Raw genomic sequence first — 26,915 nt, 5'->3', positions numbered from 1 at the left:
GTGGGGAGGTCAGAGAAAACGGTCGATGCGAAACGGGGTGATGTCGATCTCGGTGCGGCCGTGCACGATCAGCTCGGTGACGAGGCGCGCAACGACGGGCGCCAGCGTGTAGCCGTTGGAGCTGACGGCGTTGTAGAAGCCGGGCACGCCGGGCACCTCGCCGAGGATCGGCGCGCCGTCGATGTTGACGTTCATGCCGGCCCAGCAGCGCACCATGTGCAGACCGCTCACGGCGGGCAGCACCCGGCGCGCCACCCACAGGCTGCCCTCGATGCTGGCGCGCTCGGCGCGGTTCAGGCGCATGCCTTCGTGGAAGGCAGCGGTCCAGCCGCCGCCGATGATGAGTCCGCCGCTGGCCGCCTGCTTGAGGCTCAGGTGCCGGTCGGCATGCGCGATCAGGTGGTCCACCAGCGGCGGCGCCGGCTCGGTGACGATCATCTGCAGCGGCGCGCCCTTGACGGGGATCTTCACGCCCAGCATGTCGCCGACGGTGCTCGACCAGGCGCCGCTCGCGTTGACGATGCGGCCCGCATGAATGGTGCCGCGCGAGGTGTGGACCGTGAAGCCGGCGCCATCGCCGGGCAGCCGCTCGATGTCCTGCACGTTGCAGCCGCGCAGCATGCGCGCGCCTTGCTGTTGCGCGCGCGTCGCCACCGCATAGGTCGCGCGCAGCGGGTTGATCTTGCCTTCCATCGGGCACAGTTCCGCACCCAGCAGCTGTTCCGAAAGCGCGGGCGAGAGCCGCCGCAGTTCGGCGTCGTCGATCACCTGCGCATCGATGCCATGGCTGCGCTCCAGCGCGGCCTTGGCCTCGATGAAGCGCATGCCGGCCACGCTGTCGGCCACCATCAGGCCGCCGGTGATCTTGATCTCGAGGTCCTCGCCGCAGTCGGCCTCGATCTGCTGCCAGAGGCGCACCGACATCGGCCCGAGCGGCAACGTGGCCGCGGCCGGGCCGCCGCCTTCCTGTGCCTTGGCGCCGAAGTCGAAGGACAGCAGCTGCACGTGCAGGCTGCCCGCGTTGGCGCCGGAGGCCTGCAGGTTGATGTCGTCGCGCTCCACCACCGTCACGTCCCGGCCGGCCTTCGACAGGTAGTAGCCGAGGCACGATCCGAGCACGCCGGCGCCGATCACCAGCACCTCGGTGTGCAGCGGCGCGAATGGCGCGTGCTCCACGGGCCGGGCGAGGTTGGGGGTGATGGCAGGCTTATGGCCGCCCCATTCGGGCTTCTCGAAGCCCAGCGCACCGGCCGGCACCGGCTTGGCCGGCGGGCGTGGCGCGAAGTACTGCTCGACCTCGGGCGGCCGCCCCGTCAGCTCGCTCACGAGCTTCGCGGCGGTCACTGCGCAGTAGCGGCCCTGGCAGCGGCCCATGCCCAGGCGCGTGTTGCGCTTGAGTGCGGCCAGTGTGTCGCGGCCGGCGCGGATTTGTTCGCGCACCGAGCCGAAAGTGATTTCCTCGCAGCGGCACAGCAGCGTGTCGTCGGGTGTCGTGGACAGCGAGACCGGTGGTGCTTGGTAGAGCGACCACAGCGCCTGCTGGAAGCGCTCGGCCTTCCGCAATTGGCCGAGCTCCTTGCGCGGCTCAGGCGCGGGCAGGTTGAGGTTGCGTGCTGCCGCCGTGCCGGCCAGGGTGCCGCGTGCCAGAGCGACGCGTGAGCCGCCCATGTCGGCGCCGTCGCCCACGACGAACACGCCGGGCAGGCTGGTGGCGCCGTCTTCGCGCGTCACCGTGGCGAGGTAGCCGAGATGGCGATCCACCGCGCGGTGTTCGCAGCCCAGCATGCGTGCGAGCTCGGTGGAGGGAATGAAGCCGTAGCCCAGGCACAGCGTGTCGGCCTCGAAGCGCAGCGTCGCCGATTGCCCGTCGATCGCCGCGGCCTGCACGGCGCGCAGTTCGTCCTCGCCTTCGGCTGAGACCACCGCGTGGCCCCACAACAATGGAACGCGATGGGCGCGCAGTTGTCGCATGTAGCGCCAGCCATCGCGCAGCAGATCGGGTGCGGTGCGCGCGGCCGTCCACAGTTGCCGCCATTGGGCCAGGGAAGGGCGGGCCGATTCGAGCACCGCGGCGACCTCGGCGCCGCCGGCCAGCAACTCCGCGGCCAGCTGCAGGTTGAGCGGCCCGTTGCCCGCAATCACCACCCGCTGGCCCGGCGCCACGCGGTAGGCCCGCGCCAGCGTCTGGGCGGCGCCGGTGCTCATCACGCCCGGCAGCGTCCAGCCGGGAAAAGGCACCGGGCGCTCGTAGGCGCCGGGTGCGATCACGAGCTGCCTGCAGCCGATGACGGTCGCGTGCCCGTCGATCAGCGCGCCGACCTGCTGCGGCGAGAACGCCGCCCATACCTGCGCGTCTTGCTGCACCGTGACGCCGGCCGCCCGCACCTGCTGTTCGAACGCGCGGCCATCCGCGAACTGGCGATCGATCGGCGCGGCCGCCTGGTGGGAGGGCGCCAGCGGCTTGTAGAACTGGCCGCCTGACTGAAGGCGCTCGTCGAGCACCAGCACCTCGGCCCCGGCCCGCCGCGCCGCGAGCGCCGCCGACAGGCCCGCCGGCCCGGCGCCGATCACCAGCAGGTCGACCTGCCGGCTTGCCGGCTCGGCGGCCGCTTCGGGCGCGAGCGGGCGCAGCGGATCCGCCGGCGTTCCCGCCGGCATGGCGGAGCGCACCTGCTGGCCCTCGGCCACCTTGGTGAGGCAGGCGCGCTGGCTGGCTTGGCCATCCACCGTCACCAGGCAATCGAAGCAGGCGCCCATGCCGCAGTACAGGCCGCGGCGCTCGCCGCCGCGGGTATGGCGCAGCTGCCGGATGCCGCCGGCGGCCAGGGCGGCGGCGATCGTTTCGCCCTCCAGGCCGTCGATGGGCCGGCCGTCGTACCAAAAGCGCACGGGGCGCCCGCTGGCGGTGATGGAGGGGTGGGTCAGTCTGGCGCTCATTGCAGATCGAAGCAAAAAACCGCATTGACGCGATTCAATGTATACGTATACTACACGTATACATATACTTCGTCATTCGATTTTCACCGAGGACCGAGCAATGACAGCGTTCCGAGGCACCTATACGGTGCTCATCACCCCCATGACCGCCGACGGCAAGCACGTGGACGTGCCGGCACTGAAGAAGCTGGTCGACTGGCAGATCGAGGAGGGCATCCACGGGCTCATCCCCTTGGGAAGCACCGGCGAATTCCTGTCGCTGACGGCCGAAGAACGGCAGCTGGTGATCGAAACCTGCGTGAGCACGGCAGCAAAACGCGTGCCCGTGCTGATCGGCACCGGCGCGGAGTGGACCGACGAGTGCGTGCGGCTGAGCCGCGAGGCCGAGACCATGGGCGCCGACGGCGTCATGATCATTCCGCCCTTCTACAGCACGCCCACCGACGACGAGCTGTTCGCGCACTACCGCAAGGTGGGCGAGGCGATCGGCATTCCGATCATGGTCTACAACAATCCGGCCACGGCCAACGTCGACCTCAAGCCCGAGCTGGTGGCGCGGCTCTCGCGCATCGACAACTGCAAGTACATCAAGGAGTCGACGCTCGAGGTCACGCGCGTGCGCGACATCATCGAACTCTGCGGCGACCGCATGACGGTGTTCGCCGGCATCCTCGGCTACGAGTCCTTCTGGCTTGGCGCGCAGGGTTGGGTGGCGGTGTGCTCCAACCTGATCCCGAAGATGTCGGCGCGCCTGTTCGAGCTGGTCGCCGACGAGAGCGACATGCCTGCCGCGCTTGCGCTCTACAAGAAGATGCTGCCGATCGTGCGCTGGGTCGGTGGCCACCGCTACGTCGCCGCCTCCAAGGACGGCCTCTCGATGATGGGCCTGCCGGTCGGCAAGCCCCGCGCGCCGCGCCTGCCGCTGCCCGAGGCCGACGCGGTCGACCTACGGCGCGCGCTCGACCAGCTCGGCCTGCTCGACTCGATCCGCGCCTGAGCGCCTTCGCCGCCCCCCCGTTCCCCTTTCTCGTCTCGTCCATCTCCTGAAGGAATCCATCATGAAATTGCTTCCCGCTCTCGCATCGGCAACGGCTCTCTTCGTCTTCGGCATGGGCGGGGTTCAAGCTCAAGCCCAGGCCCAGGCCTGCAAGTCGCCGGTGCCCGACTCGGCCCTGGTCAAGAAAGGCACGCTGGTGATGTCGGTCAACCCGACCTTGCCGCCGATGCAGTTCGTCGACCAGTCCGGCGCGCTCAAGGGCATGCGCGTGGAGCTCGGCGAAGCCATCGCCAAGCGCCTGTGCCTCACGCCCGAATACGTACGCATCGAGTTCTCGGCCATGATCCCGGGCCTGCAGGCCGGCCGCTGGGACGTCATCAACACCGGCATCTTCTACACCGAGGAGCGTGCCAAGCTGATGCAGATGCTGCAGTACGAAGACCAGGCCATCAGCATCAGCACGGCCAAGGGCAACCCGCTGAAGATCGCCAAGCCCGACGACCTCTCCGGCAAGAGCATCGGCGTGGAGATCGGCGGCTTCGAGGAGCGCAAGGCGCGCGAGCTCGACAAGCAGCTCACCGACAAGGGCATGAAGGGCATGACCATCCGCACCTTCGAGAACTTCGCGATGGCCTTCCAGGCGCTGCGCGCGGGCCAGGTCGAGGTGGCGCTGTCGATCGACTCCACCGGTGCCGAATACCAGAAGCGCGGCGATTTCGACCGTGTGCTCAACGGCCTGTTCCCGACGCCGGTGGCGCTGGCCACGCGCAACAAGGAACTTGCGGTCGCGATGGCCAAGGCGCTCAACGACATGAAGGCCGACGGCAGCTTCCAGAAGCTCTTCGACCAGTACGGCGTGAAGGCGATCGACGGCGCCGTGACCGTCAAGGGGCCCGCGAGCTGATCGCGCCGCGGTCCCTGAGTACACGAAGGAAAGTCCATGGGACAAGGCTGGAACTGGTCGGGGTTCGCCGACTACCTGTTCAATCCGTACATCCTGAGCGGCGCCGTGACCACGCTGTGGCTCACGCTCGCGGCGATCGCCGGCGGGCTGGTCGTCGGATGCGCGCTGGCCTTGGCCAGGCTCTCCAGCCAGCGCTGGCTGGCCGGGCCGGCGCACTTCTACATCTGGGTGTTCCGCGGCACGCCGCTCCTGGTGCAGCTGATCATCATCTACACCGGCCTGCCGCAGCTCGGGCTCAAGCTTTCGGTGATCGAGTCGGCGCTGCTCGGGCTGATCCTCAACGAAGCGGCCTATCTCGCGGAGATCATTCGCGGCGGCATCCAGTCGGTGCCGGTGGGCCAGACCAACGCGGCGCGCGCGGTCGGTTTCAGCAACGCGCAGACCATGCGCTACATCGTCATGCCGCAGGCCATGCGGCTCATCATCCCGACGCTGGGCAACAGCATCAACGGCCTGCTCAAGACCACCTCGATCACCTCGGTGATCTCGATGGAGGAGCTGCTGCGCCGCACGCAGGTGCTGATCCAGGAGAAGTTCATGGTGCTCGAGCTCTTCCTCGTCGCCGCCATCTACTACCTGCTGATGACCACCGCCTGGGACTTCGTGCAGCGCCGCATCGAGCGCCACTACGGCCGCGCCTACGGCAACGCGAGCGCGCCGGTCGTGGCTGCGGACGTCGTGCTCGAGCAGCGCTAGCCGGAGATTCATCATGAGCAGCTACGACCTGATCCTTCGCAACGCCGACATCGCCACCGTCGGCGACCGCTACCGCGCCGACATCGGCGTGCGCGACGGCCGCATCTGCGCCATCGCGCAAGGGCTAGACGCCGGCGCCGCGCGCGAGATCGACGCGGCCGGCCGCCTGGTCACGCCCGGCGGCGTCGACGGCCACTGCCACTTCGACCAGCCGACCAGCGACGGCTCGCGCTTCGCCGACGACTTCTTCACCGGCACGCGCTCCGCGGCCTGCGGCGGCACCACCACCGTGCTGCCCTTCGCGGCCCAGCAGAAGGGGCGCAGCATCCAGGAAGCGGTCGACGACTACCACCGGCGCGCCGAGGGCAAGGCGGTGATCGACTACGCCTTCCACCTGATCGTCGCCGACGCCACCAAGGACGTGACGCAGCGCGAACTCCCCGCGTTGATCGAGAAGGGCTACACCTCCTTCAAGATCTACATGACCTACGACGATCTGAAGCTGAACGACCGGCAGATCATCGAGGTGCTCGCGGCCGCGCGCCGGCATGGCGCGATGACCATGATCCACGCCGAGAACAGCGACTGCATCGCCTGGCTCACCGAGCAGCTGCTCGATGCCGGCCTCACGGCCCCGCGCTACCACGGCAGCTCGCGGCCGATGGCGGTGGAGCGCGAGGCCACGCACCGGGCCATCGCGCTGGCCGAGCTGGTCGACACGCCGATCCTGATCGTGCACGTGTCGGGCCGCGAAGCGGTCGAGCAGATCCACTGGGCGCGCGGGCGCGGCTTGCCGATCCATGCGGAAACCTGCCCGCAGTACCTGTTCCTGAGCGCCGAGGATCTGGGCATCGATCCCGACGACCCGATGCACGGCGCGCGCTGCATCTGCAGCCCGCCGCCGCGCGACAAGGCCAATCAGCAGTTCATCTGGAACGGGCTCGCGAGCGGGCTTTTCACGATCTTCTCGTCCGACCACGCACCCTTCAACATGAACGGCGCCGACGGCAAGCGCGTGGCCGGCGAGCAGCCTGCCTTCGACCGCATCCCCAACGGCATTCCGGGCGTGGAGACGCGCCTGCCGCTGCTGATGAGCGAAGGCGTGCTCGCGGGCCGCATCGACATCCATCGCTTCGTCGAACTCACCGCCACCAACCCGGCGCGCCTCTACGGTCTGTACCCGAAGAAGGGAACGATCGCGGTCGGCAGCGATGCCGACTTCGTGGTGTGGGACGTCTTCGCCTCGGGGCAGGAGAAGCGGATCTCCAACGACATGCTCCATCACGCGGCCGACTACACGCCCTACGAGGGCATGGCGCTGCGCGCCTGGCCCGGCGTCACCGTTTCGCGCGGGCGCGTGGTCTGGCAGGACGGCGTGTTCTCGGCCGAGGCCGGCTCGGGCCGCTTCCAGCCCTGCCTGCGGCCGCGCGCGCCGAACGACGGCAACCCGTTGGACAAGTGGCTGTGAGGATAGCGGCCCTCGCAATGCCGGCCTGATAAGCTTTTCCCCGTCCCCTCGTGGAAATCGCCTCCCCTCGCATGCCAAGCCTCCCCAGTCCGGCGCAACCCGCCACCATCACGATCGCACCGCTCGAGGTGCGCTCCGCCAGCCTTGCCGAGCAGGCCTACGAACGGTTGCGCACGCTGATCCTCGACCGCCAGATCTCGGCCGGCAGCCCGCTGCAGGAAGCGCGCCTGGCTGAAGACCTGCGCATCTCGCGCACGCCGATGCGCGAAGCGCTGGTGCGCCTGGCCGGGGAGGGGCTGCTGGTGCGGCGCGACGCGCGCTCCTATGCCGTGCGCGCGCTGGGCACCAAGGAATACTTCGACTGCATGCGCGCGCGCGAGGTGATCGAGTGCGAGGCCATCGCGCTCGCCGTCGGCAAGATCACGGATGCGGAGATCGACACGCTCGAGGCGGACATCCGGGAACTCGACAGCGGCGAGCACAACGAAACCGAGCACTGGCACTTCGACGACCGCTTCCATTTGCTGATCGCCACCGCCAGCGGCAACGTGGTGTTCCCGCGGCTGGTGGAGGAACTGCGCGTGAATGCGCGGCTGTTCCGCCTGCACAGTCCGCTGCACCGGCAGCGCGAGAACCACGACGAGCACGGCGAGATCGTCCGCGCGCTGCGCGCCCGGGATCCGGAGCGGGCGAGGGCGGCGATGCGCGAGCACCTGCGCAGCTTGCAGGAAGACGTCAAGCGCGCTCTTGTCGAGTGATGGCGGAGGCGTCGCTGTCCGTATGCAATCCGAGCGGCGGCGCCACGTCCTCGAGCGGCCTGCGCTCCGCATCCACCGCCCAGCGCAGCGCGAGCAGTCCGGCCACGATGACCAGCGCGGCGCCGATCGCATAGCCGATGGCCACGGCGCCGCGGTTGCCGGTTTCGATCAAGGCGCCGAACAGCACCGGCGCCACGAAGCCGCCGGCCCCGGTGCCCACGGCATAGAAGATCGCGATCGCGATCGCGCGCATCTCCAGCGGAAACACCTCGCTCACCGTGAGGTAGGCCGAGCTGGCCGCGGCCGATGCGAGAAAGAACACCGCCGACCAGCACAGCGCCTGGCTGCGCGCATCGAGCCAGCCCTGCATGAAGGCCCAGCCGGTCAGCGCCAGGCCCACGCCCGAGAGCACGTAGGTCAGCGCGATCATGCGGCGCCGGCCCACGTGGTCGAACAGCGGACCCAGGAGCAGCGGCCCCAGCACGTTGCCGAGCGCGAACGGAAAGATGTAGAGCGCCACCTTGCCCTCGGCCACGCCGTGGAAGCGCGTCAGCACCAGCGCGTAGGTGAAGAAGATCGCGTTGTAGAAGAAGGCCTGCGAAATCATCAGCGCCAGCGCCACCATGCTGCGCTGAGGGTAGCGCGAGAGCAGCACCTGCGCGACCTCGCGCCAGCCGGGGCTCGCGCGGTCGCCATAGTGCACCCGGCCGGAAGCCGAAGGCAGTGCGCCCTGCTGCGCAACGATCTCGGCCTCGATGCCCGCAACGATGAGCTCGGCCTCTTCGGCCCGGCCATGCGCCATCAGCCAGCGCGGGCTCTCGGGCACGTTGCGCCGCACCAGCAGGATCGCCACGGCCAGCAGCGCGCCGAGCCCGAAGCCCGCGCGCCAGCCCCACACGGGGCCCAGCACCCCCGGATCGAGCAGCCACAGGCTCAACCCGGCGCCGAGCGCCGCGCCGACCCAGAAGCTGCCGTTGATGGCCAGGTTCACGCGCCCGCGCACGCGCGCCGGAATCAGCTCGTCGATGGCCGAATTGATGGCCGCGTACTCGCCGCCGATGCCCAGGCCGGTGAGAAAGCGGCACAGCGCGAAGAAGGCGAAGTCGGGCGAGAAGGCGGTCGCCAGCGTGGCCAGCGCATAGACCGCCAGCGTGATCAGGAACAGCTTCTTGCGGCCCAGGCGGTCGGTGAGCCTGCCGAAGAGCAGCGCGCCGATCACCGCGCCGCCGACGTAGAGCGAGCCCGACCAGCCGATCTGCGCCGCGCTCAAGCCCAGCGTGTCGGGCCGCTCCAGCACGCCGCCGATCGAGCCCACCAGCGTGACCTCGAGACCGTCGAGCACCCAGGCCACGCCGAGCGCGATCACCACCCGCCAGTGCCAGCGCGACCAGGGCAGGCGGTCGAGGCGGGCCGGGATGTCGCTGCCGGCCGGGGTCGTGCTTTGTTGTTGCATCGCCCGGCAGTCTAGGCAGACCCGCCGGGCCGCCTCGTCGGACGAGGCCCCTACATCGCCCAGATGCGCGGCGGCGTACCCGTCATGTGCCAGAGCTCGGCCCGCCATGCCTTCCACACCTGCCGCAGCAGCTGCATGGCCGGCTCGACCACCGGTGCGAGCGCGCGCAGCACGATGATTTCGGCATGCGGGCTGGTCGCGCCGGCGCTCTCGCGCAGGCCGTGCGCATCGATCAGCGCGCGCGTGACCTCGAGCGCCGCGTCGCGCCGCGCACGCGCGATCGGCGAGCCCGCGAGGAAGAAGATCGAGGCGAGGCAGCGGTGTCCGGCCAGGCCGATCGGGCTTTGCAGCAGGCGCGTGTCCGCGGCATCGATGCGCCCGCGTTCCAGCCACACGCCCGGCACCTCGATGTGCTGCTGCAGGCTGCCGAGCTCGAAGGGCTTGCCGGCGCCGGGCAGGCCCAACGCCGTCACGTCCCAGCCGATCAGCTCGGCGCCCTCGGCCGCGCGCAGTGTCAGCCGATTCTCGGCGCGGCAGCCGCTGTAGCAGATGGCTTCGAGCGGCAGCCATTCGAGCCGCGCGCCAGCCTCGAGCGTGAGCTCGGTGCGCTGCAGCGCCAGCTCGCCTTCGGAGCGGTAGAAGCGCGTGGCGCCCGGCGTGGTGATGAGGCCGTGGCTGCCCACCGCGGCGCGCACCGCGATGTCCAGTGTGTCGCCGCCGACCAGCCCGCCGGGCGGATGCACCAGCACGTTGTGGCAGACGGCGTCGCCTTCGGGGTAGAGGCTTTGCAGGATGCGCAGCGGGCCTTCATGGCGAAAGCGGGCGACGCTGCGCTGGTTTTCTAGGTTGTAGGCGAGGGCTAGTCGCGCGTGCCATGGCATGGGGCTAGTGTAGGGATGCGGATCGGACGCGATCCATCGCGTCGACCACGGCGTCCACCGCGCTCTGCGGGCTCAGCAGTGCGGTATCGATGATCAGGTGGTCGCTGGTCCAGCGTACATAGTCGTGCCTCGTCACCGACGACCATGTCGGCAGGGCCAGTCCGTCGATGTCGCCGATGCGGCCTTCGACGCGGCGCCGATGCTCGTTCGCGTCCGAGCAGATCACTTCGACCTCGACCAGCGCCACTCCGACCTCGCGCGCCACCGACTGCCAGGCCGCGCGCGTGATCGGCAGCGGGTTGACGCAGCCGGCGACCACCATCCGGCCCAGCTCGAGATTCGATCTGGCGAGTGAATAGGCCACCATGTAGCCGGCCGGGCCGATGTCCGCGGCCAGCACCTTCGAATCCCTGATGGCCTGCTCGATCGCATCGATCCGCAGGTAGGCGGCCTGGCACCGGCGCACGAGCTCGCGTGCGATCGTCGACTTACCGACCCCCGGCAATCCCCCGAATACGACCAGCATCGGTTCTCCGTCGCCTTCAGTAGTGAGGCGGCAGCTCGTCGCGCAGGTTGCGCGTCGCGCCGGCTCCGGGGTCGGGACTCTGCTGCCGAAGCTGTGTGACCTGAAGGGCCAGGCTGTCGATCTGCTGCTGTTGTCTGTATATGGCCAGGTTCAACTGGTCCAGCAGGTCCTCGGTGAAACTGGCCTTGATCTCCAGTTCGTTGAGGCGGCGTTCTGTGTCGTGCGGGCTTTGCATGCCGCTATTGGACAGCAAGAGCAGGCTCAGTCCTTCCACGCCCCCACGTGCGCCGCTATGGCTTCGTCGAGCAGCGCCGGGCCGATGCATTCGATGGGATGCGACGAGGCTTGGAACACATCGCGGCACGAGAGCTCGGCATCGCGCTGCTCGGGGCGCTCGCCGCGGAACATGCGCAGCCGCTCGGCGTCGATGCCGAACACCACGCGGCCGATGTTGGACCAGAAGATCGCGCCGGCGCACATCACGCAGGGTTCGGCGGACGAATAGAGGGTGGTGCCCGCCAGCTCTTCTCGCGACAGCCCGCGCTCGCCGAGCGCGCGCACGGCATTGGTTTCGGCATGGCCGGTGACGTCGCCGGTCTCGGCCGTGTTGCAGTAGGCCTCGGCCAGCACCTCGCCGGTGGCCGACACCACGATGGCGCCGAAGGGCCGGTTGCCGCGGCGACGTGCTGCATGCGACCAGACGATGGCCTTGCGCAGGTAGCGGCCGTCGCGCTCGTCGAGTTCGATTTCGCTGGAAAGGGAAAGGGGGCTCATACTGGGATGTTAGGGCCTGTTAACGCCATTTTCGACCCCGCAAATAGCGTTAACAGGCCCTCGTGCGATGCACTGCGGCGGTGCGCGCACTGTGAAATGCTCAATGGTTTGGTATGACAAATGCATGACGCATGCCAGCGTCTGCGAGACAATCCGGGCGCGCAACTTGCAATGAGATCTGCGCAGAGTAGAAGCGTTCAGTCCGGCGTCCTGATTTCGACGGGAGCCGCGGCGGGAAATTGCTCTTTCATGTGTTCCCACGCAACCGAAGGAGTTCTTTCATGCTCGTCACGCAGCAACCCGTTTTCCGCAAGTTCTGGCATGCCGTCATGCCGCTGGCCGATCTGCAGCAGGGGCCCAGGCCCTTCATGCTGCTGGGCGAGAACATCGTTCTTTTTCTCGATGCAAAAGGCCAGCCCGCCGCTTTGCGCGACCGCTGCTGCCACCGCACCGCCCGGTTGTCGAAGGGCTGGTGCGTCGATGCCGAAGGCAAGGCCTGCGCCCAGGGCGCCATCCAGTGCGGCTACCACGGCTGGACCTACGACCGCAGCGGCCAGGTGATCCGCATCCCGCAGTACGAGGCCGAGCGCAGGATCTCGCCCGAATATCGGACCACGGCCTACCACTGCACGGCGCGCTACGGCTATGCCTGGGTCGCGCTGGAAGACCCCATCGCGGAGATCCCGCAGATTCCCGAGTTCGACGACCCTGGCTACCGCACCATCTTCCAGTTCCACGAAGAGTGGCAGACCAGCCCGATGCGCGCGCTCGAGAACTCCTTCGACAACTCGCACTTCAGCTTCGTGCACCGCGCGACCTTCGGCGTGGCCGCGAGTCCGAAGCCGAGCAAGTACGAGCTGGTCGAGAACGAGAGCGGCTTCCATGCCGAGACCGTGATCGAGGCGACCAACCCGGCCAAGTTCCACGCCATCAGCGGCGTCGTCGACCCGATCACCACGCGCCACATGCGCAACGCCTACTTCCTGCCCTTCTCGCGCCGGCTCGACATCGAATATCCCTCGGGCATCCGACACATCATCATCAACTGCTTCACGCCCATCGACGATGGTCGCATGCAGCTGTGCCAATGGCTGTTTCGCAACGACACCGAGGCCGACTGCGCGGCGCAGATGCTGATCGACTTCGACGCGGAGATCACGCGCGAGGACAAGGACATCCTCGAATCGACCGACCCTGATGCGCTGGTCGACACGCGCCGCCGCGGTGTCGAGTACTCGATGGAGTCCGACCGGCCCGGCATGCTGATCCGCAAGCACTTGATGCAGCTGCTCGCGAAGCATGGCGAATCGGAGGTGCACCGCGGGATGCGCGTCGAGCCGCTGGTGCGGGCGGCCTGAGGTTTGCTGTCTGCCGACCGGTGGCACCCGCCGGCCGTCAATGCAGCCGGTAGTCGCGGATCACTTCAGCGCTCGGCTCGATGCCGAGCCCGGGGCCCTGAGGCACGGCCATCATCCCGTTCTTCGGAACGATGGCGTCGCCAAAGAGCTGCGCTTCCAGATCGAAGAAACGCCACTCGACCAACGCATTGGCGCCGCCCAGCGCCGCGCTGCCGTGAATGCCGGCCAGAAGCCCGGGCCCGTCGTAGAACGCGTGCACCATGACCGTCGTGTTGTTCGCATTCGCCAGCGCGAAGACCTTGCGCAGTTCCGTGATCCCGCCCATCTTGGCGGGGCTGGGCTGAATGAAATCCACCGCCTGCGCCTGCAGCATGTGCGCGAAGTCCATCAGAGTCGATGCGTTCTCTCCCGCGGCGATCGGAATGCCGCCCTCGCGGCGCAATCGCGCCAGGCCCGCGTGGTTCTCCGGCGGCCACACCGGCTCTTCCAGCCACCGCAGGTTGCACTGTTGCAGCCGTCGGGCCATGTCCAGTGCCTCGCGCACGGACCACGGGCAATTGACGTCCAGCGTGATTTCCACCTCGTCGCCGGCCGCTTCGCGCGCGGCGCGCACGCAGGCCGGGTCGATCTCGTGAAGCTTGAGACGCCGGTACCCGAGGTCCAGGGCGCGCCTCACGTTGTCGGCAACCAGTTCCGGATCGGTGTAGCGGATCAGGCTGGCGTAGCAGGACAGCGCGCTCGCGTCGCTGCCGCCGAGCAGCCGGTGCACAGGTTGCCCGGCAGCCTTGCCGGCAATGTCCCAGAGCGCGATGTCGAGGGCCGAAAGGCCGAACATGAGGGCGCCGCTGCGCCCGAAGATGTGCAAGGTGCGCTGCAGCTCCTGCATCAACTTCTCGATCAGCGCCGGATCGCGGCCGATGCACAGCGGCGCGACGACGGCGTCGATGGCCGCCTTGACGATCGGAACGGCCGTGAAGCCGAAGCTCTCGCCCCAGCCGACCAGCCCGTCGTCGGTGCTGACCTTGAGCAGGAGCGAATCCACGGTCTTCAGGTCTTTGCCGCCCCAGGCGCCTGCATCGGACTTGCCGCCCACCGTGAACGGGATGCGCAAGGGAATCGCCTCGATGTGCTGAATCTTCATTCAAAGCGCTCCTGAAGGCGGTGGCCGCCGCTTTGGCGGCCGGCCATCGATGTCATCCCTTGGGGAGAACGAGTCTACGGCGTTCTCGACCGCAGCCCGTGCCGGAAGTGCTACAAACTGCCCGGATCGACCGGATCGACCGGATCGACCGGATCGACCGGTTCGCCGCGCGCCCGCGCGGAGCCGATGGATTCACCCCCATGAGCGAGCGCCTCTATCTCCGCCTCGACGACGACCCCTTGCACGGGCCGGAAGCGAGCGCTCCCGCCGGCACGCTGCAGTCCTTCGACGTGGCCGCGCCGCTGCGCCGGCACGTTTCGCACATCCTCCTGTGCCGCGAGACCATTCCCGAGGGGCACGAGGTGTTGGAGCGCGTGCTGCCCGACGGCGCGGTGCGCCTCATCTTCAACCTGGGCGATGCGCCGTCGGCGAGCGAGGGCGCCGGCGAGCCCGTCGAGGCGATAGGCGCATCCACGGCGCCGGCCATGGTGCGCCTGCGCAGCAGGATCGAAGGCCTGTGCGTCACGCTGCGCCCCGGCGCGGCGGCGGCCCTGCTGGGCATGCCGGCCGGCGAGATCGGCGGCACGGCCGTGCATCTGGACGCGTTGTGGCGTGGCGAGGGTGCCGAGCTGCTGGAGCGCATCGCCGAGGCGCGCGACGATGCCGCGCGGATCGCGCTGCTCGGCGCCGCGCTGCAACGCCGCCTGCTCGCGAGCGAGGCATCGCCGCAGCTTTCGGCCGCCATGCATGCGGCGCAGCGCATCGCCGCTTCGGGCGGCCGGCTTCCGCTGCGCGAAGTGGCCGCCGCGCTGGGCATCGGCGAGCGTCGATTGCAGCAGCTCTTCCACGAACACGTGGGACTTTCGCCGCGCGCCTGGAGCCGGCTGGCGCGGCTTCACGCCTGCCTGCGCGCGCTTCGCCAACAGCAGACGCCGGCCTGGGCGGAGCTCGCGCTCGATGGAGGCTTCTACGATCAATCGCATTTGGTGAACGAGTTCCGGGCGCTCTGCGGCATCACGCCGACCGAGTTCCTCGGCCACCGCATTTCGGGTTCTTCCAAGACGGCGGCTTGAGTCCGCACTACCGTAGGCCCTAAAGCCAACGAAAGGAGAACGAATGCAGGACAAGAACACGGACCGGCCACTGAAGGGACGCGTCGCCATCGTGACGGGTGCCAGCCGGGGCGCCGGGCGCGGCATCGCCGTCGAGCTGGGCGCCGCCGGGGCCACGGTGTACGTCACCGGGCGCAGCACGCGGGCGCAACCCGCCGACACCTACGGGGACATCCTCGCGCTGTCGGGGCTCGCCGCGGTGCCGGGCAGCATCGATGCGACGGCCGAGGAGGTCACGGCAGGCGGCGGCCACGGCATCGCGGTGCGATGCGATCACACGCGCGAAGACGAGGTGGCGAAGCTGTTCGCGCAGGTGCAGCGCGACGAAGGCACGCTCGACCTGCTCGTGAACAACGCCTGGGGCGGCCACGAGACCTTCAACGGCGTGTTCGAGGCGCCCTTCTGGGAGCACTCGCTCGCGCAATGGGATTCGATGTTCGACCGCGGCGTGCGCAACCACCTGCTGGCCAGCCGCTTTGCCGCGCCGATGATGGTCGGCCAGGGCCGGGGGCTGATCGTGACCACCACCTTCTGGGACCGCGATCGCTACCTGCGCGGCAATCTCTTCTACGACCTGGCAAAAGCCGCGATGAGCCGCCTGGCCTTCGGCATGGCGCAGGAGCTGCGCCCGCACGGCGTCGCTTCGCTGGCCGTGTCGCCAGGCTGGATGCGCACCGAATTCGTCCTGACCGGGCACAAGACCGACGAGGCGCATTGGACCGAGCGCCCGGCACTGGCGCGTACCGAGTCGCCGCGCTACCTGGGCCGCGCGGTGGTCGCGCTGGCGGGCGACCCGAAGGTGCTGGACAAGAGCGGCGCGGTGCACCGCGTGGCGGACCTGGCGCGCGAATACGGCTTCACCGACATCGACGGCCGCCAGGTCGAGGCCTTCGAGATGTAGGGCCTGTTGACAGGCCCTCAGCGACTACCATCGGGCGCTGTCACCAGCAGGAGCGCCCGATGGCAACGCCTGGATTCACAGGCGGCGCCGGCCGAATCTCTCACCCTTCAAAGGAAATTCCATGAGCATCACGGTCCGCCGCGACGGCACCACCGGCACCCGCCACATCCTCAAGGTTCGTGCCCACGAGATCGCGGTCGACACCTCGCCCGATGCAGGCGGCACCGACGCGGGCCCCTCGCCGCACGACCTCTACGATTCCGCGCTGGCCGCCTGCAAGGCGCTGACCGTGCTGGTCTATGCCCAGCACAAGGGCATTCCGGTGGAAGACATCGAAGTCGTGGTGAACCGCGACGACAGCGAGGAACGCAAAGGCGTCTACAAGCTCGACTCCACCCTGCGCGTCACCGGCCAGCTCAGCGACGAACAGCGCGCCTCGCTGCTGCGGGTGGCGGGCAAGTGCCCGCTGCATCGGCTGATGACCGAGGTCAAGACGGAGATCGAGACGCGGCTGGTGTGATCAGCCCACCACCACCTCGCTGATCTGCATCACCGGCTTCAGGTCGGTGTAGTTCCGGATGTCGCCAAGGATCTCCTTGGCGTGCGGGCCGAAGGCCGTCTGGAAAGCCTCCGCCGAGTCGCAGAAGATGTGGCAAGACGCGACATAGGTGGGCGGTTCGCCAGGTGCCCCGCCGGCCAGCCCTTTATCGATCGTGTAGGACTTGCAGGCGTCGCCCATCCTGCTCTTGAGCAGCGGCATGTGCTTGTCGCGGTAGTAGTCGTGGTCGAATCGCGCTCCGGGCGTATGGGGGTACATCACGCTGACCTTGATCATTGCTTATCTCCTTGTTGGGGGGGGCCGCCAGCATAGGAGAAGGCGCAGCGGGAAACAACCGGCCGTATGGCCGGCTATGCAACCGCCGCGCCGGATTTCAGTCCGTAGGTCTTGCGGTACATCTCGCGCAGGTGCTCCCCGGCCGTGCACGGGGCGTAGCGCGGCGCCTCGCCGGCCGGCACCGTGCCCGGCACAGCTTCGATGCGTGCGAAGTAGTCGGGCTCGTAGAAGAAGGGGATCGAATAGCGCGGCGCGCCGCCCGAATGCAGGTTGCGCACGCGGTGCGGGTTGGAGTGGTAGAGGCCGTTGGTCCAGCGCGGGACCATGTCGCCGAGGTTGACGACGAAGCAGCCCTCGATGGGTGTCGCGGGCACCCAGCTGCCGTCGGGCATGCAGACTTCCAGGCCGCCGTGGGCGTCCTGCGCAAGGATCGTGACGGCGCCCCAGTCGGTGTGCGCGCCGGCGCCGAAGGTGCGCTCGTCGGCATCGGCCGGATGGGCGGGGTAGCGGATCATGCGCAGCGTGAGCATCGGGCTTTCGCTGCTCGCGTCGAAGTAGCCCTCGGGCAGGCCCAGCGACAGCGCCATGAGCTGCATGAGTCGCGTCGCGAGTGCGAGCATCGTGCGGATGTAGCGCTCGCACTGCGCCGGCGCATCGGGCAGTTCGCTCGGCCACTGGTTGTGGCCGTAGGTCTGGTAGCCGGCTCGCACGTAGGGGTGTTCGTCGGGATAGGCCATCCCGCAATAGAAGCTCTCCTTCAGGTCGGGGCGAGCCTCGGCGTCGAGCGTCTGCGCGCCGATGTTCTCGAAGCCGCGCATCGTTGGCGAGTGCTGCATCGACAACGCCTCCCTTGTCTCCTCCGGAAGCGCCATCAGCCGGTGCGCGACGTCGAACTGGCGTGCCACGAGCTCGGCGTCGACGCCATGGTTGCGCACATAGAAGAAGCCGGAGGCCATGGCGGCGGCGCGCAGTTGCGCAGCGGCCTCCGCGCTGCGCGCGCCGCCGGGCGCCAGCGCGTGCTGCAGGTCGATGACGGGGATCGCCACGGCGCGCCCTTGTGTCTCGTCAGGCCTTGAGCTTGCGGTCTGCCGCCAGCGGCAGGAAGCGCTCGGTCCAGAGGTCCGCGACCGCCGGACTGCTCTTCAGGCCGAAGGCGCCCACCGTCTCGTCGATCGTGGCCTGCAGCCGCGCGGTCGTGGCGGCGCCCCAGCCGTTGCTGCGCGTGTCGGGTGTCTTCATGGTGCCGTCGACGATCAGCTTCAGGCGCTCGAACTCGATCTCCTCGTTGGCGAGCGGCTCGCGCGTCTTGATGGCGCCGGCGCCGGCCTTCGGGTCGGCGATCGCCTCGATCCAGCCGCGCGTCGATGCCTTGACGAAAGCCTTCATGGCATCGCCCTGTTCCTGCATGCTCTTCGCGTTGGCCACCAGGCCGTTGCCATAGGACTTCATGCCGTGATCGGAAAAGCGGAACACGGTGATCTGCTCCGGCCCCATGCCGCGGGCCTTGAGGTTGAGCAGGCCGGTGAAGAAGAAGTAGGCCGAGGCGTCGAAGTCGCCCTTGACGAAGCGCGTGTCGCCGATGTCGGGCGCGACGTTCTCCCACTTGACGCCCGAGGGGTCGAAGCCCTGGGCCTTGGCGAAGGCGGGAAAGAGCTTGCGCGAGGCGTTGAAGGGCTGGCCCAGGATGCTCTTGCCGGCCAGGTCGGCCGGCTTGGCGATCGGGCCGCCCTTGCGCACCAGGATCGCGTTGGGATTCAGGTCGTACTGGATCGCGACGGCTTTGAGCCCGGCAGTGGGGTTGTTCACGTTGAACTCGATCATCGTCGCGAGGTCGGCCGAGGCGCAGTCGTAGGCGCCGCTGCCGACCAGGCTGATCGCCGACGCCGAGCCGTTGCCGGTGTCGATCGTCACCTCGAGACCCACATCCTTGTAGTAGCCGCGCTGCTGCGCGAGCAGGAAGCCGGCACCGGAAGCCTCGACCTTCCAGCCGAGGTTGAACTTGAACTTCTGGAGCGAGCCCTGGGCGCGTACGAAGGGCGCGGCGGTGACGAGGGCGCTGGCGCCGGCGGCGCGCAGAAGAGAACGACGTTGCATGGATGAAAACTCCGTGGGCGGTTGGAAACAGGACACCGGAGGCAGCGCTGGCGTGCGCTGCCTTCGGAGCAATTTCCGGCCGACACGCCGCAGAAGCCGCACCGTCGTTGGGCGTCTTCACGGCGAAACGGTGAACGCTTCTACTCCGCGGAGTCTGGTGCAGGTTCCGTGCCAGTAGCGCTCGAGCGCCTGCGGCGGAGGCCCTCGACCAGACTGAATGCGAGCATCCCGGCCAGCATGGCCGCCACGAAGATCAGCGCCTGCGCACTGCCGCCGGCCGCGCTCACGAGCGCCGGTCCCGGGCAGAAGCCGGCCAGACCCCAGCCGGCGCCGAAGGCCAGGCTGCCGAGCAGGAGCCGCCGGTCGATGCGGGTGGCGGCGGGCAGTTGCATCGCTTGCCCAAGCCAACTCCGGCGGCGCCGTTTCGCCAGCGCGAAGGCGCCCGCGCCGACCGCGACCGCACCGCCCATCACGAGGGCGAGCGACGGATCCCAGCTGCCCGCAAGATCGAGGAAGCCGAGCACCTTCGCCGGGTCGGTCATGCCCGAGAGCATCAGGCCCAGGCCGAACAGAAGTCCGGCCAGCGCTGCGCTTGCATTCAACATCGTTCAGGCTCCCAGCAGGTGACGCACGAGGTAGACGGTTGCGAAGCCCGCGCCCATGAAGGCGGCCGTGGCCACCAGCGAACGCGGCGAGCCACGCGACAGGCCGCAGACGCCGTGGCCGCTGGTGCAACCGCTCGCATAGCGCGTGCCGACGCCGACCAGCAGCCCGGCCGCGATCAGCACCGGCGTGCTCGCGGCGATGGCGACCGGCGGCAGTGCGCCTGCGAGCTGCCAGACCCACGGTGCCGCCAGCAAGCCGGCGACGAAAGCCAGCCGCCAGCCCCGACCGCCGCCTCGTTGCAGCAGCCCCCCGACGATGCCGCTGATGCCGGCGATGCGGCCGTTGAGCAGCAGGAACAGCGCGGCCGCGAGTCCGATCAACAGGCCGCCGGCCAGGGCGCTCCACGGCGTGAAGTGGGACCAGTCGATGCTCATCGCGACTTCGCCGCGGTCTTGCGCGCGGGCGCCTTCTTCGTGCGGGCGGGCTTGGCGCAGAAGATGCCGTAGAGCGTTTGCATCACTGCCATGACCTCTGCGCTGGCGAGGCTGTAGTAGACGAACTTGCCTTCGCGGCGCGCGGTCAGCAGCCCCTCGTCGCGCAGCACGCCGAGCTGCTGCGACAGCGAGGGCTGCACGATGCCGGAGAGCGCCTGCAGCTCGCCGACGTTGCGCTCGCCGCCGATCAGCTGGCACAGCAGCAGCAGGCGCGTCTCGTTCGCCATGGCCCTGAGCAGCGAACAGGCCTCGGTGGCGGCCGAATGCAACTGCGCCATCGCCTCGGTGGATGGCGGTGCGGGGAGGACGGAGTCGAATTCCATGGTTACAGTTTATTGAAAAACATAATGTATATCAATAGAATGTGAAAATATAGAACGTTGGAGCGATGCATCCCATGGACGCGCAGGTACAGGCCTTTTTCGACGACGACACGTCGACCATCACCTACGTGGTGTTCGAGGCCGATGGTGGCGAATGCGCCGTCGTCGACCCGGTGCTCGACTACGACCCCGGGTCCGGCCGCACCTCCACCGTGTCGGCCGACCGGGTGATCGCCTTCGTGCAGGCCCATGGCCTGAAGCTGTCGTGGCTGCTGGAGACACATGCCCATGCCGACCACCTGTCGGCGGCGCCCTATCTGCGTCAGCGACTCGGCGGCACCATCGCCATCGGCGGGGCGATCCGCGCCGTGCAGGGTGTGTTCAAGACCGTGTTCAACCTCGAACCCGAATTCCGGCTCGATGGCTCGCAGTTCGGCCATCTGTTCGCGCCCGACGAGGTGTTCCATGTCGGCCGCCTGCGCATGAAGGCCCTGCATGTGCCGGGCCACACGCCGGCCGACATGGCCTACGTGCTGGAGAGCGAGGCGGGGGAGACCCGGCTCGCTTTCGTCGGCGACACCTTGTTCATGCCCGACGTGGGCAGTGCGCGCTGCGACTTTCCGGGCGGCGACGCCCGCGCGCTGTACCGCTCGGTGCAGAAGCTGCTGGCCTTGCCGGCGCAGACCCGTCTTTTCATGTGCCACGACTATCCGCCCGACGGGCGCGCACCGAACTGGGAGACCACGGTGGCAGCGCAGCGCGAGAAGAACATCCATCTGCACGACGGCGTCGACGAAGAGGCCTTCGTCGCCATGCGCGAGAAGCGCGATGCCACCCTGGCCATGCCGCTGCTGATCCTGCCCGCGATCCAGGTCAACATCCGAGCCGGCGAGCTGCCGCCGTCGGAATCCAATGGCGTGCGCTACCTGAAGATTCCGGTGAACACGTTGTAGTGCGGCGGCCGGTTCATTTGGCCGGCGGCTCAGGCGCCCCGGCTTTGCCAGAAGCCGCGGTGCGTGGCGATCATCTCGTCGGCCACTTCCGGTACCGGCCCAACGACCTCGATCTGCTTCTGTCCGCGCGCGAAGACTTCGCGGCAGGGCAGCGAGAGCGTCGGGTTCTCGGGGTGGTCGCCGGTCAGCGCGAGCAGCGCGCTTTCTTCGGCGCCGTAGACCACGCGGCCGATATGGGCCCAGTAGATGGTGCCGGCGCACATCGCGCAGGGTTCGAAGGTCGTGACCAGCGTGCACTGCGCGAGGTACTCGGCGGGGTAGTTGAGCGAGGCGTTTCGCGCCAGCGTGGCCTCGGCGTGCTGCACGGTGTCGATGTTGCCCTGCTCGGCCAACACCGTTTCGCCGTCCGGCGCGACGAGCACCGCGCCGAAGGGATGGCGGCCCATGGCCATCGCGCGCCGCGCGACCTCGTCGGCGCGGCGCAGAGCCTTGACGATCTGCTCAGGGGTCATTCGTTTTGAGAGCCTCGATGCGCCCAGCCGGTCGTGTGCTTCTCGATCGCACTGAAGAGCTCGTACATCCCCATCGCCATCGCGCCCACCACCATCAGGCCCGCGAAGGCCAGGCCCATCTGCATGGCCGAGCCGGCCGAGATCAGCAGGTAGCCGATGCCTTCGTTGGCGGCCGTCATCTCGCTCACCGTGGTGCCGACGAAAGCCAGCGTGATCGCGACCTTGAGCGAGCCGTAGAAGTAGGGCATGGAGCGCGGCAGGCCTATCTTGACGAGCACGTCCCAGCGCTTGGCGCCCAGCACGCGCAGCACGTCCTCGAGCTCGGGCTCGAGCGTGGCCAGGCCGGTCGCGATGTTGACCATGATCGGGAAGAAGCTGATCAGGAAGGCCGTGAGGATCGCCGGCCCGATGCCGATGCCGAACCACACCACGAGGATGGGCACGAAGGCCGCCTTGGGCAGCGCGTTGAAGGCGGTCATCAGCGGATATACCGCCGCGTAGGCCAGGCGCGAGCTGCCGATCACGAAGCCCAGCAGCACGCCGACCACGATCGCCAGGCCGAAGCCCGCCATCGTGACCCAGAAGGTGCGCCAGGCGTGGCCCGCGATGATTTCCTTGAACTCCCAGAACTGGGTCCAGATGCGCCACGGGCTCGGGAAGATGAAATCCGAGACGCCGAAGCCCGCGCAGATGATCTGCCACAGCACGAGCACCGCGACCAGCAGCAGCCAGGGCGACCAGCGTTCGATCAGTTTGCCGTTCTTCATGCCGGGCTCGCTGCGGCGGCGGCCGCGATGGCATTGCTTCGGATGGCACCGATGTGGCCGCGCAGCTCCAGCACGATGTCGGTGAATTCCTTGGTGTAGGTCAGTTCCAGCTCGCGCGGCCGCGGCAGCTCGATCTCGCGCTTGACCACGAAGCGGCCCGGGCTCTTGCTCATCACGTAGACCGTGTCGGCCAGGAAAACCGATTCGCGCAGGTCGTGCGTGACCAGGATCACGTTGAACTGCTGCTCGGTCCAGAGGTCGCGCAGGATGCACCAGAGCTCCTCGCGCGTGAAGGCGTCGAGCGCGCCGAAGGGCTCGTCGAGCAGCAGCATCTTGGGCTCGTGGATCAGCGCGCGGCAGATGCTGGCGCGCTGCTGCATGCCGCCCGAGAGCTGCCACGGGAACTTGTCTTCATAGCCGGCGAGGCCCACCTTCTGCAAGAGCTTGCGCGCGCGCTCCACGTATTCGCGGCGCTTGGCCTTGAAGGTGGAGCGGTAGGGCTCGACGATCTCCAGCGGCAAGAGCACGTTGTCGACCGTGGTGCGCCAGGGCAAGAGCGAGGGCGCCTGGAAGGCCATGCCCGAGATCTTGAGCGGGCCGTTCACGGGCTGGCCGTCGATGCGGATCTTGCCCATCGAGGGCATCTTCAGGCCTGTGGTGAGCTTCATGAAGGTGGACTTGCCGCAGCCCGAGGGCCCGACGATGGCGATGAACTCGCCGCGCTTCACCTTCAGGTCGATGGCCTCGACCGCGAAGTGGTTGGCGGCGAGCAGCTCCTCGTTGTAGGCGAGCCAGACGTCCTGGAAGTCGACGAAGGGCGTGGTCTCCGCGACCGCCATCACTTCTTCAGGATGTTCAGTTCGGCCGCAGGGGGCAGCAGCGCGGCGGTCCACACCGCGTCGGGGCTCACGCGCGTCTTGGTGTTGAAGGCGTCCGACACCTGCGAGGCCATCAGCGAGAGCCGGCCCGCGTTCACCGCGCCGAAGCCTTCGGCGCGCGCGTCGGGGCTGTTGATCACGGTGTCGATCGCCAGCTTGAGGCGGCGCGTCTCGAGCGCGCTGTCGATGATGCCGTCGCGCTTCTTGACCGATTCGATGGCCACGGTCGGATTGGCGATCACTTCCTTCGCGCCCTTGGCGAAGGCCGAGAGGAAGGCCTTGACCGCCGCCGGGTTCTCCTTGATCAGCTTGGGCGAGGCGATGATCACGTTGCCGTAGAGCTTCACGCCGTAGTCGGGGTAGGGCAGCACCACGATATCGGCCGCCTTGGCGCCGCGCGCCTCGAGGTTGAGCAGCGAGGTGAAGGTGAAGCCGGTGATGGCGTCGATGTCGCCGCGGATCAGCATGGTCTCGCGCAGCGTCGGGTCCATCGCGGTCCAGTTGACCGCGCCGATGTTGTTGGCCTTGGCGAAGATCGGGAAGGCGCGGCGGCCGGCGTCGAACACGGGCGCGCCGAGCTTCTTGCCGGCCAGGTCGGCCGGCTTGGCGATGCCGCTCTTCTTGAGCGCCATGACCGAGGCCGGCGTGTTGTTGTAGACCATCATCACCGCGACCGGCTTGTTCGGGCTGTCGGGGTTGTTGGCATGGAACTCCATCAGCGCGGCCAGGTCGGCGAAGCCCATGTCGTAGGCGCCCGAGGCCACCCGCGTGACCGTGCCGCCCGAACCGTTGCCGGCGTCGATCGTCACGTCGAGCTTGGCATCCTTGAAGTAGCCCTTGGCGGCCGGATGGAGGAACAGCGCCGCCGGACCTTCGAAGCGCCAGTCGAGCTGGAACTTGATCGGCGTGAGCGCTTGGGCGTGGGCGGTGACTAGGCCGAAGCTGAGCGCCGAAGTGGCAAGAAAGGTCTGGATCAGTTGGCGCTTGTTCATGGGAGTCCGTGAAAGGTGATGCACGGGATTCAAGCAAAAACGGTGCCGGCACGCACTTGGTGCGAACCCTCCCGATGAGCCAATGAGGTGCATGGCCGATGGCCATTGCCACTCGGAGCGGGCGTGAAAACGCCCCGTCGCATGCACTGCGGCGGGGCGTCGATCGTGGTGCGCTGCCTACTTGGACGAGGTGGCGTTGGCCACGGCGAGCGCCGTCATGTTGAGCACGCGGCGCACGGTGGCCGAGGGGGTCAGGATGTGGGCCGAGCCGGCCGCGCCCATCAGGATCGGACCCACCGTCACGCCGTTGCCGCCGGTCATCTTCAGCACGTTGAACAGGATGTTGGCGGCATCGAGGTTCGGGCAGATCAGCAGGTTGGCCTCGCCGTTCAGCGAGGTCTCCGGCAGGGCGTTGTGCCGCACCGTGTCCGACAGCGCGGCATCGCCGTGCATCTCGCCGTCGCATTCGATGTCGGGCGCCATCTTGGCGAACAGGTCGCGCGCCACCCGCATCTTGCGCGCCGAAGCGCGCTCGGAAGAGCCGAAGTTGGAGTGCGACAGGAAGGCCACCTTGGGCGGCAGGCCGAAGCGGCGCACTTCCTCGGCCGCCATGACCGCGATCTCGGCCAGCGTCTCGGCGCTCGGGTCTTCGTGCACGTTGGTGTCGGCGATGAAGAGGGTGTACTTCTCGAGCGTGAGCGCGTTGAGGGTGGCGAAGCCCGGGGCGCCGCGCTTCAGGCCCAGCACGTTGTGCAGGATGCGCAGGTGGCTGTCGAAGCGGCCCACCAGGCCGCACAGCATCGCGTCGGCGTCGCCCAGCTGGACCATCAGCGAGCCGATGGTGGTGTTGGAGCGCCGCACCATCGCCTTCGAGGCCTCGGGCGTGATGCCGCGCCGGCCCATGATCCGGTGGTAGGCCTCCCAGTAGGTGCGAAAGCGCGGGTCGTCCTCGGGGTCGACCACGTCCACGTCCACGCCGGGCTTGATGCGCAGGCCGGCCTTCTTGATGCGCGTCTCGATCACCGCCGGGCGCCCGATCAGGATGGGCTTGGCCAGGCCTTCGTCCACCGCCAGTTGCGCGGCGCGCAGCACGCGGTCGTCCTCGCCCTCGCAGTAGGCCACGCGCTTGGCGCTCGCGAGCTTGGCGGCGCTGAACACCGGGCGCATGAACATGCCGGTCTGGTAGACGAAGCGTGCCAGGTTCTGGCGGTAGGCCTCGAGATCCTCGATCGGGCGCGCGGCCACGCCCGAGGCGGCCGCGGCCTTGGCCACCGCCGGCGCGATGCGCAGGATCAGGCGCGAGTCGAAGGGCTTGGGGATGATGTAGTCGGGGCCGAAGGCGAGCTCCTGGCCGGCATAGGCGGTGGCCACCTCCTCGCTGATGTCGGCCTTGGTGAGGTCGGCGATCTCGTGCACGCAGGCCAGCTTCATTTCTTCCGTGATCTTGCTTGCGCCGCAGTCGAGCGCTCCGCGGAAGATGTAGGGGAAGCAGAGGACGTTGTTGACCTGGTTCGGATAGTCCGAGCGGCCGGTCGCGATGATGCAGTCGGGGCGGACTGCCTTGGCGAGCTCGGGCCGGATCTCGGGCTCGGGATTGGCCAGCGCCAGGATGATCGGCTGGCTGCCCATGCTCTTGACCATGTCCTGCGTGACCACGCCGGGCGCCGAGCAGCCGAGGAACACGTCGGCGTTCTTCATCACGTCGGCCAGCGTGCGCGCGCCGGTGTCCTTCTGCGCGTAGCGCGATTTCGAGTCGTCGAAGCCGCCCGGGCGGCCGATGTAGATCAGGCCCTTGGAGTCGACCGCGTAGATGTTGGCCGCTTTCGCACCGAGGCCGATCATCACGTCCAGGCAGGCGATCGCGGCGGCGCCGGCGCCCGAGACGGCGATTTTCACTTCCTCGATCTTCTTGCCGACCAGTTCGAGCCCGTTGATCAGCGCCGCTGCCGAGATGATGGCCGTGCCGTGCTGGTCGTCGTGGAACACCGGGATGTTCATGCGCTCGCGCAGCTTCTTCTCGATGTAGAAGCACTCGGGCGCCTTGATGTCCTCGAGGTTGATGCCGCCCAGCGTGGGCTCGAGCGCGGCGATGATCTCGACCAGCTTGTCGGGGTCGGTTTCGGCGAGTTCGATGTCGAACACGTCGATGCCGGCGAACTTCTTGAACAGGCAGCCCTTGCCTTCCATCACCGGCTTGGCGGCCAGCGGGCCGATGTTGCCCAGGCCCAGCACCGCGGTGCCGTTGGTGACCACGCCGACCAGGTTGCCGCGCGAGGTGTATTCGGCCGCCTTCGACGGGTCGGCCTCGATGTCGAGGCAGGGGTAGGCGACGCCCGGCGAGTAGGCCAGCGAGAGGTCGCGCTGGTTCAGCAGCGGTTTGGTCGGCGAGATGGAAATCTTGCCCCGGACGGGGCTGCGGTGGTATTCGCGGGCGGCTTCGCGCAATGCTTCTTCTGCCGGTGACAGGGTGTCGGCCATGAAAAATCTCCTTGTTT

General features: G+C 68.3%; 28 protein-coding genes. 10 read left to right on the top strand and 18 right to left on the bottom strand.

What is annotated here, in order from left to right; genetic code table 11:
• Nucleotides 1-9: 9 nt before the first annotated feature.
• The gene (locus ACSQ9I_RS22405) at nucleotides 10-2,937 is read right to left on the bottom strand and encodes an FAD-dependent oxidoreductase (RefSeq protein WP_436314520.1); all 2,928 of its coding nucleotides are present in this window, start codon (nucleotides 2,935-2,937) and stop codon (nucleotides 10-12) included.
• 100 nt (nucleotides 2,938-3,037) lie between these two features.
• On the opposite strand from ACSQ9I_RS22405, the gene ACSQ9I_RS22400 reads away from it, so the two are divergent.
• From ACSQ9I_RS22400 to ACSQ9I_RS22380, 5 genes are all read left to right on the top strand, one after another.
• The gene (locus ACSQ9I_RS22400) at nucleotides 3,038-3,934 is read left to right on the top strand and encodes a dihydrodipicolinate synthase family protein (RefSeq protein WP_093111188.1); all 897 of its coding nucleotides are present in this window, start codon (nucleotides 3,038-3,040) and stop codon (nucleotides 3,932-3,934) included.
• Nucleotides 3,935-3,995: 61 nt separating this feature from the next.
• Nucleotides 3,996-4,838: an ABC transporter substrate-binding protein gene (locus ACSQ9I_RS22395; protein ID WP_436305023.1), complete on the top strand. Its 843-nt coding sequence runs from the start codon at nucleotides 3,996-3,998 to the stop codon at nucleotides 4,836-4,838.
• A gap of 36 nt (nucleotides 4,839-4,874) precedes the next feature.
• Entirely contained in the window at nucleotides 4,875-5,594 is a 720-nt protein-coding gene (locus ACSQ9I_RS22390) for an amino acid ABC transporter permease (RefSeq protein WP_436309579.1), read from the top strand.
• Between the two features lie 13 nt (nucleotides 5,595-5,607).
• Nucleotides 5,608-7,062 (top strand): dihydropyrimidinase, encoded by a 1,455-nt coding sequence (gene hydA / locus ACSQ9I_RS22385; protein ID WP_436314519.1) that lies wholly within the window; start codon nucleotides 5,608-5,610, stop codon nucleotides 7,060-7,062.
• A gap of 71 nt (nucleotides 7,063-7,133) precedes the next feature.
• The gene (locus tag ACSQ9I_RS22380) at nucleotides 7,134-7,820 is read left to right on the top strand and encodes a GntR family transcriptional regulator (RefSeq protein WP_093111196.1); all 687 of its coding nucleotides are present in this window, start codon (nucleotides 7,134-7,136) and stop codon (nucleotides 7,818-7,820) included.
• Here ACSQ9I_RS22380 and ACSQ9I_RS22375 read toward each other — a convergent pair.
• The 5 genes from ACSQ9I_RS22375 to ACSQ9I_RS22355 are packed head-to-tail and all read right to left on the bottom strand — an operon-like array spanning nucleotide 7,798 to nucleotide 11,454.
• Nucleotides 7,798-9,273, bottom strand: coding sequence for an MFS transporter (locus tag ACSQ9I_RS22375; protein ID WP_436314518.1), 1,476 nt, complete (start codon nucleotides 9,271-9,273; stop codon nucleotides 7,798-7,800). The genes ACSQ9I_RS22380 and ACSQ9I_RS22375 overlap by 23 nt on opposite strands.
• 50 nt (nucleotides 9,274-9,323) lie before the next feature.
• Nucleotides 9,324-10,154, bottom strand: a complete 831-nt coding sequence (locus ACSQ9I_RS22370) for an urease accessory protein UreD (protein WP_436314517.1) — start codon at nucleotides 10,152-10,154, stop codon at nucleotides 9,324-9,326.
• A gap of 4 nt (nucleotides 10,155-10,158) precedes the next feature.
• A complete protein-coding gene (locus ACSQ9I_RS22365; RefSeq protein WP_436314516.1) occupies nucleotides 10,159-10,680 on the bottom strand; it encodes an AAA family ATPase in 522 nt (173 codons plus the stop codon).
• A gap of 16 nt (nucleotides 10,681-10,696) precedes the next feature.
• The gene (locus ACSQ9I_RS22360; protein ID WP_093111204.1) at nucleotides 10,697-10,915 is read right to left on the bottom strand and encodes a SlyX family protein; all 219 of its coding nucleotides are present in this window, start codon (nucleotides 10,913-10,915) and stop codon (nucleotides 10,697-10,699) included.
• 26 nt (nucleotides 10,916-10,941) lie between these two features.
• Nucleotides 10,942-11,454, bottom strand: a complete 513-nt coding sequence (locus tag ACSQ9I_RS22355; protein ID WP_436314515.1) for a nucleoside deaminase — start codon at nucleotides 11,452-11,454, stop codon at nucleotides 10,942-10,944.
• Between the two features lie 281 nt (nucleotides 11,455-11,735).
• Between ACSQ9I_RS22355 and ACSQ9I_RS22350 the strand changes: the two genes are divergently transcribed.
• Nucleotides 11,736-12,812 (top strand): aromatic ring-hydroxylating dioxygenase subunit alpha, encoded by a 1,077-nt coding sequence (locus ACSQ9I_RS22350; protein WP_436314514.1) that lies wholly within the window; start codon nucleotides 11,736-11,738, stop codon nucleotides 12,810-12,812.
• Between the two features lie 37 nt (nucleotides 12,813-12,849).
• On the opposite strand, the gene ACSQ9I_RS22345 is transcribed toward ACSQ9I_RS22350, so the two are convergent.
• Nucleotides 12,850-13,953, bottom strand: a complete 1,104-nt coding sequence (locus tag ACSQ9I_RS22345) for a mandelate racemase/muconate lactonizing enzyme family protein (protein WP_436314513.1) — start codon at nucleotides 13,951-13,953, stop codon at nucleotides 12,850-12,852.
• Between the two features lie 200 nt (nucleotides 13,954-14,153).
• Here ACSQ9I_RS22345 and ACSQ9I_RS22340 point away from each other — a divergent pair, with 200 nt between their 5' ends.
• The 3 genes from ACSQ9I_RS22340 (at nucleotide 14,154) to ACSQ9I_RS22330 (ending at nucleotide 16,486) form a co-directional block, all read left to right on the top strand.
• Nucleotides 14,154-15,026, top strand: coding sequence for a helix-turn-helix domain-containing protein (locus ACSQ9I_RS22340; RefSeq protein ID WP_436314512.1), 873 nt, complete (start codon nucleotides 14,154-14,156; stop codon nucleotides 15,024-15,026).
• 43 nt (nucleotides 15,027-15,069) lie between these two features.
• Entirely contained in the window at nucleotides 15,070-15,966 is an 897-nt protein-coding gene (locus ACSQ9I_RS22335) for an SDR family oxidoreductase (protein WP_436314511.1), read from the top strand.
• Nucleotides 15,967-16,087: 121 nt separating this feature from the next.
• Nucleotides 16,088-16,486 carry an OsmC family protein gene (locus ACSQ9I_RS22330; RefSeq protein WP_436314510.1) on the top strand — a complete coding sequence of 133 codons (399 nt, stop codon included), beginning with the start codon at nucleotides 16,088-16,090 and terminating at the stop codon, nucleotides 16,484-16,486.
• Here ACSQ9I_RS22330 and ACSQ9I_RS22325 read toward each other — a convergent pair whose 3' ends face one another.
• The 6 genes from ACSQ9I_RS22325 to ACSQ9I_RS22300 all read right to left on the bottom strand — a co-directional run bounded on the left by ACSQ9I_RS22325 (nucleotide 16,487) and on the right by ACSQ9I_RS22300 (nucleotide 20,318).
• Nucleotides 16,487-16,801, bottom strand: a complete 315-nt coding sequence (locus ACSQ9I_RS22325) for an EthD family reductase (RefSeq protein WP_093111216.1) — start codon at nucleotides 16,799-16,801, stop codon at nucleotides 16,487-16,489.
• Nucleotides 16,802-16,875: 74 nt separating this feature from the next.
• Nucleotides 16,876-17,847: an isopenicillin N synthase family dioxygenase gene (locus ACSQ9I_RS22320; protein WP_436305014.1), complete on the bottom strand. Its 972-nt coding sequence runs from the start codon at nucleotides 17,845-17,847 to the stop codon at nucleotides 16,876-16,878.
• A 19-nt stretch (nucleotides 17,848-17,866) separates the two neighbouring features.
• Complete coding sequence (locus ACSQ9I_RS22315) at nucleotides 17,867-18,895, bottom strand: ABC transporter substrate-binding protein (protein WP_436314509.1); 1,029 nt, start codon at nucleotides 18,893-18,895, stop codon at nucleotides 17,867-17,869.
• A 140-nt stretch (nucleotides 18,896-19,035) separates the two neighbouring features.
• Nucleotides 19,036-19,500, bottom strand: coding sequence for a DUF6691 family protein (locus tag ACSQ9I_RS22310; RefSeq protein WP_436314508.1), 465 nt, complete (start codon nucleotides 19,498-19,500; stop codon nucleotides 19,036-19,038).
• Between the two features lie 3 nt (nucleotides 19,501-19,503).
• Nucleotides 19,504-19,935: a YeeE/YedE family protein gene (locus ACSQ9I_RS22305; protein ID WP_436314507.1), complete on the bottom strand. Its 432-nt coding sequence runs from the start codon at nucleotides 19,933-19,935 to the stop codon at nucleotides 19,504-19,506.
• Nucleotides 19,932-20,318, bottom strand: coding sequence for an ArsR/SmtB family transcription factor (locus ACSQ9I_RS22300; RefSeq protein WP_436305010.1), 387 nt, complete (start codon nucleotides 20,316-20,318; stop codon nucleotides 19,932-19,934). Before ACSQ9I_RS22300 ends, ACSQ9I_RS22305 begins: the two co-directional genes overlap by 4 nt.
• A 74-nt stretch (nucleotides 20,319-20,392) precedes the next feature.
• Here ACSQ9I_RS22300 and ACSQ9I_RS22295 point away from each other — a divergent pair, with 74 nt between their 5' ends.
• The gene (locus tag ACSQ9I_RS22295) at nucleotides 20,393-21,271 is read left to right on the top strand and encodes an MBL fold metallo-hydrolase (protein WP_436314506.1); all 879 of its coding nucleotides are present in this window, start codon (nucleotides 20,393-20,395) and stop codon (nucleotides 21,269-21,271) included.
• A gap of 29 nt (nucleotides 21,272-21,300) precedes the next feature.
• On the opposite strand, the gene ACSQ9I_RS22290 is transcribed toward ACSQ9I_RS22295, so the two are convergent.
• The 5 genes from ACSQ9I_RS22290 to ACSQ9I_RS22270 all read right to left on the bottom strand — a co-directional run bounded on the left by ACSQ9I_RS22290 (nucleotide 21,301) and on the right by ACSQ9I_RS22270 (nucleotide 26,898).
• The gene (locus ACSQ9I_RS22290; protein WP_436305008.1) at nucleotides 21,301-21,783 is read right to left on the bottom strand and encodes a nucleoside deaminase; all 483 of its coding nucleotides are present in this window, start codon (nucleotides 21,781-21,783) and stop codon (nucleotides 21,301-21,303) included.
• Nucleotides 21,780-22,550 (bottom strand): ABC transporter permease, encoded by a 771-nt coding sequence (locus ACSQ9I_RS22285; protein ID WP_436314505.1) that lies wholly within the window; start codon nucleotides 22,548-22,550, stop codon nucleotides 21,780-21,782. Before ACSQ9I_RS22285 ends, ACSQ9I_RS22290 begins: the two co-directional genes overlap by 4 nt.
• Complete coding sequence (locus ACSQ9I_RS22280; protein WP_436314504.1) at nucleotides 22,547-23,389, bottom strand: ABC transporter ATP-binding protein; 843 nt, start codon at nucleotides 23,387-23,389, stop codon at nucleotides 22,547-22,549. The genes ACSQ9I_RS22285 and ACSQ9I_RS22280 overlap by 4 nt, the downstream gene beginning before the upstream one ends.
• Complete coding sequence (locus ACSQ9I_RS22275) at nucleotides 23,389-24,420, bottom strand: ABC transporter substrate-binding protein (protein ID WP_436314503.1); 1,032 nt, start codon at nucleotides 24,418-24,420, stop codon at nucleotides 23,389-23,391. The genes ACSQ9I_RS22280 and ACSQ9I_RS22275 overlap by 1 nt, the downstream gene beginning before the upstream one ends.
• A gap of 177 nt (nucleotides 24,421-24,597) precedes the next feature.
• The gene (locus ACSQ9I_RS22270; protein WP_093111237.1) at nucleotides 24,598-26,898 is read right to left on the bottom strand and encodes an NADP-dependent malic enzyme; all 2,301 of its coding nucleotides are present in this window, start codon (nucleotides 26,896-26,898) and stop codon (nucleotides 24,598-24,600) included.
• Nucleotides 26,899-26,915 lie beyond the last annotated feature (17 nt).

The organism is Variovorax sp. LjRoot84 (assembly GCF_964254305.1).
Lineage (GTDB): Bacteria > Pseudomonadota > Gammaproteobacteria > Burkholderiales > Burkholderiaceae_C > Variovorax.
This window is presented reverse-complemented; position numbering and strand designations above follow the sequence as displayed.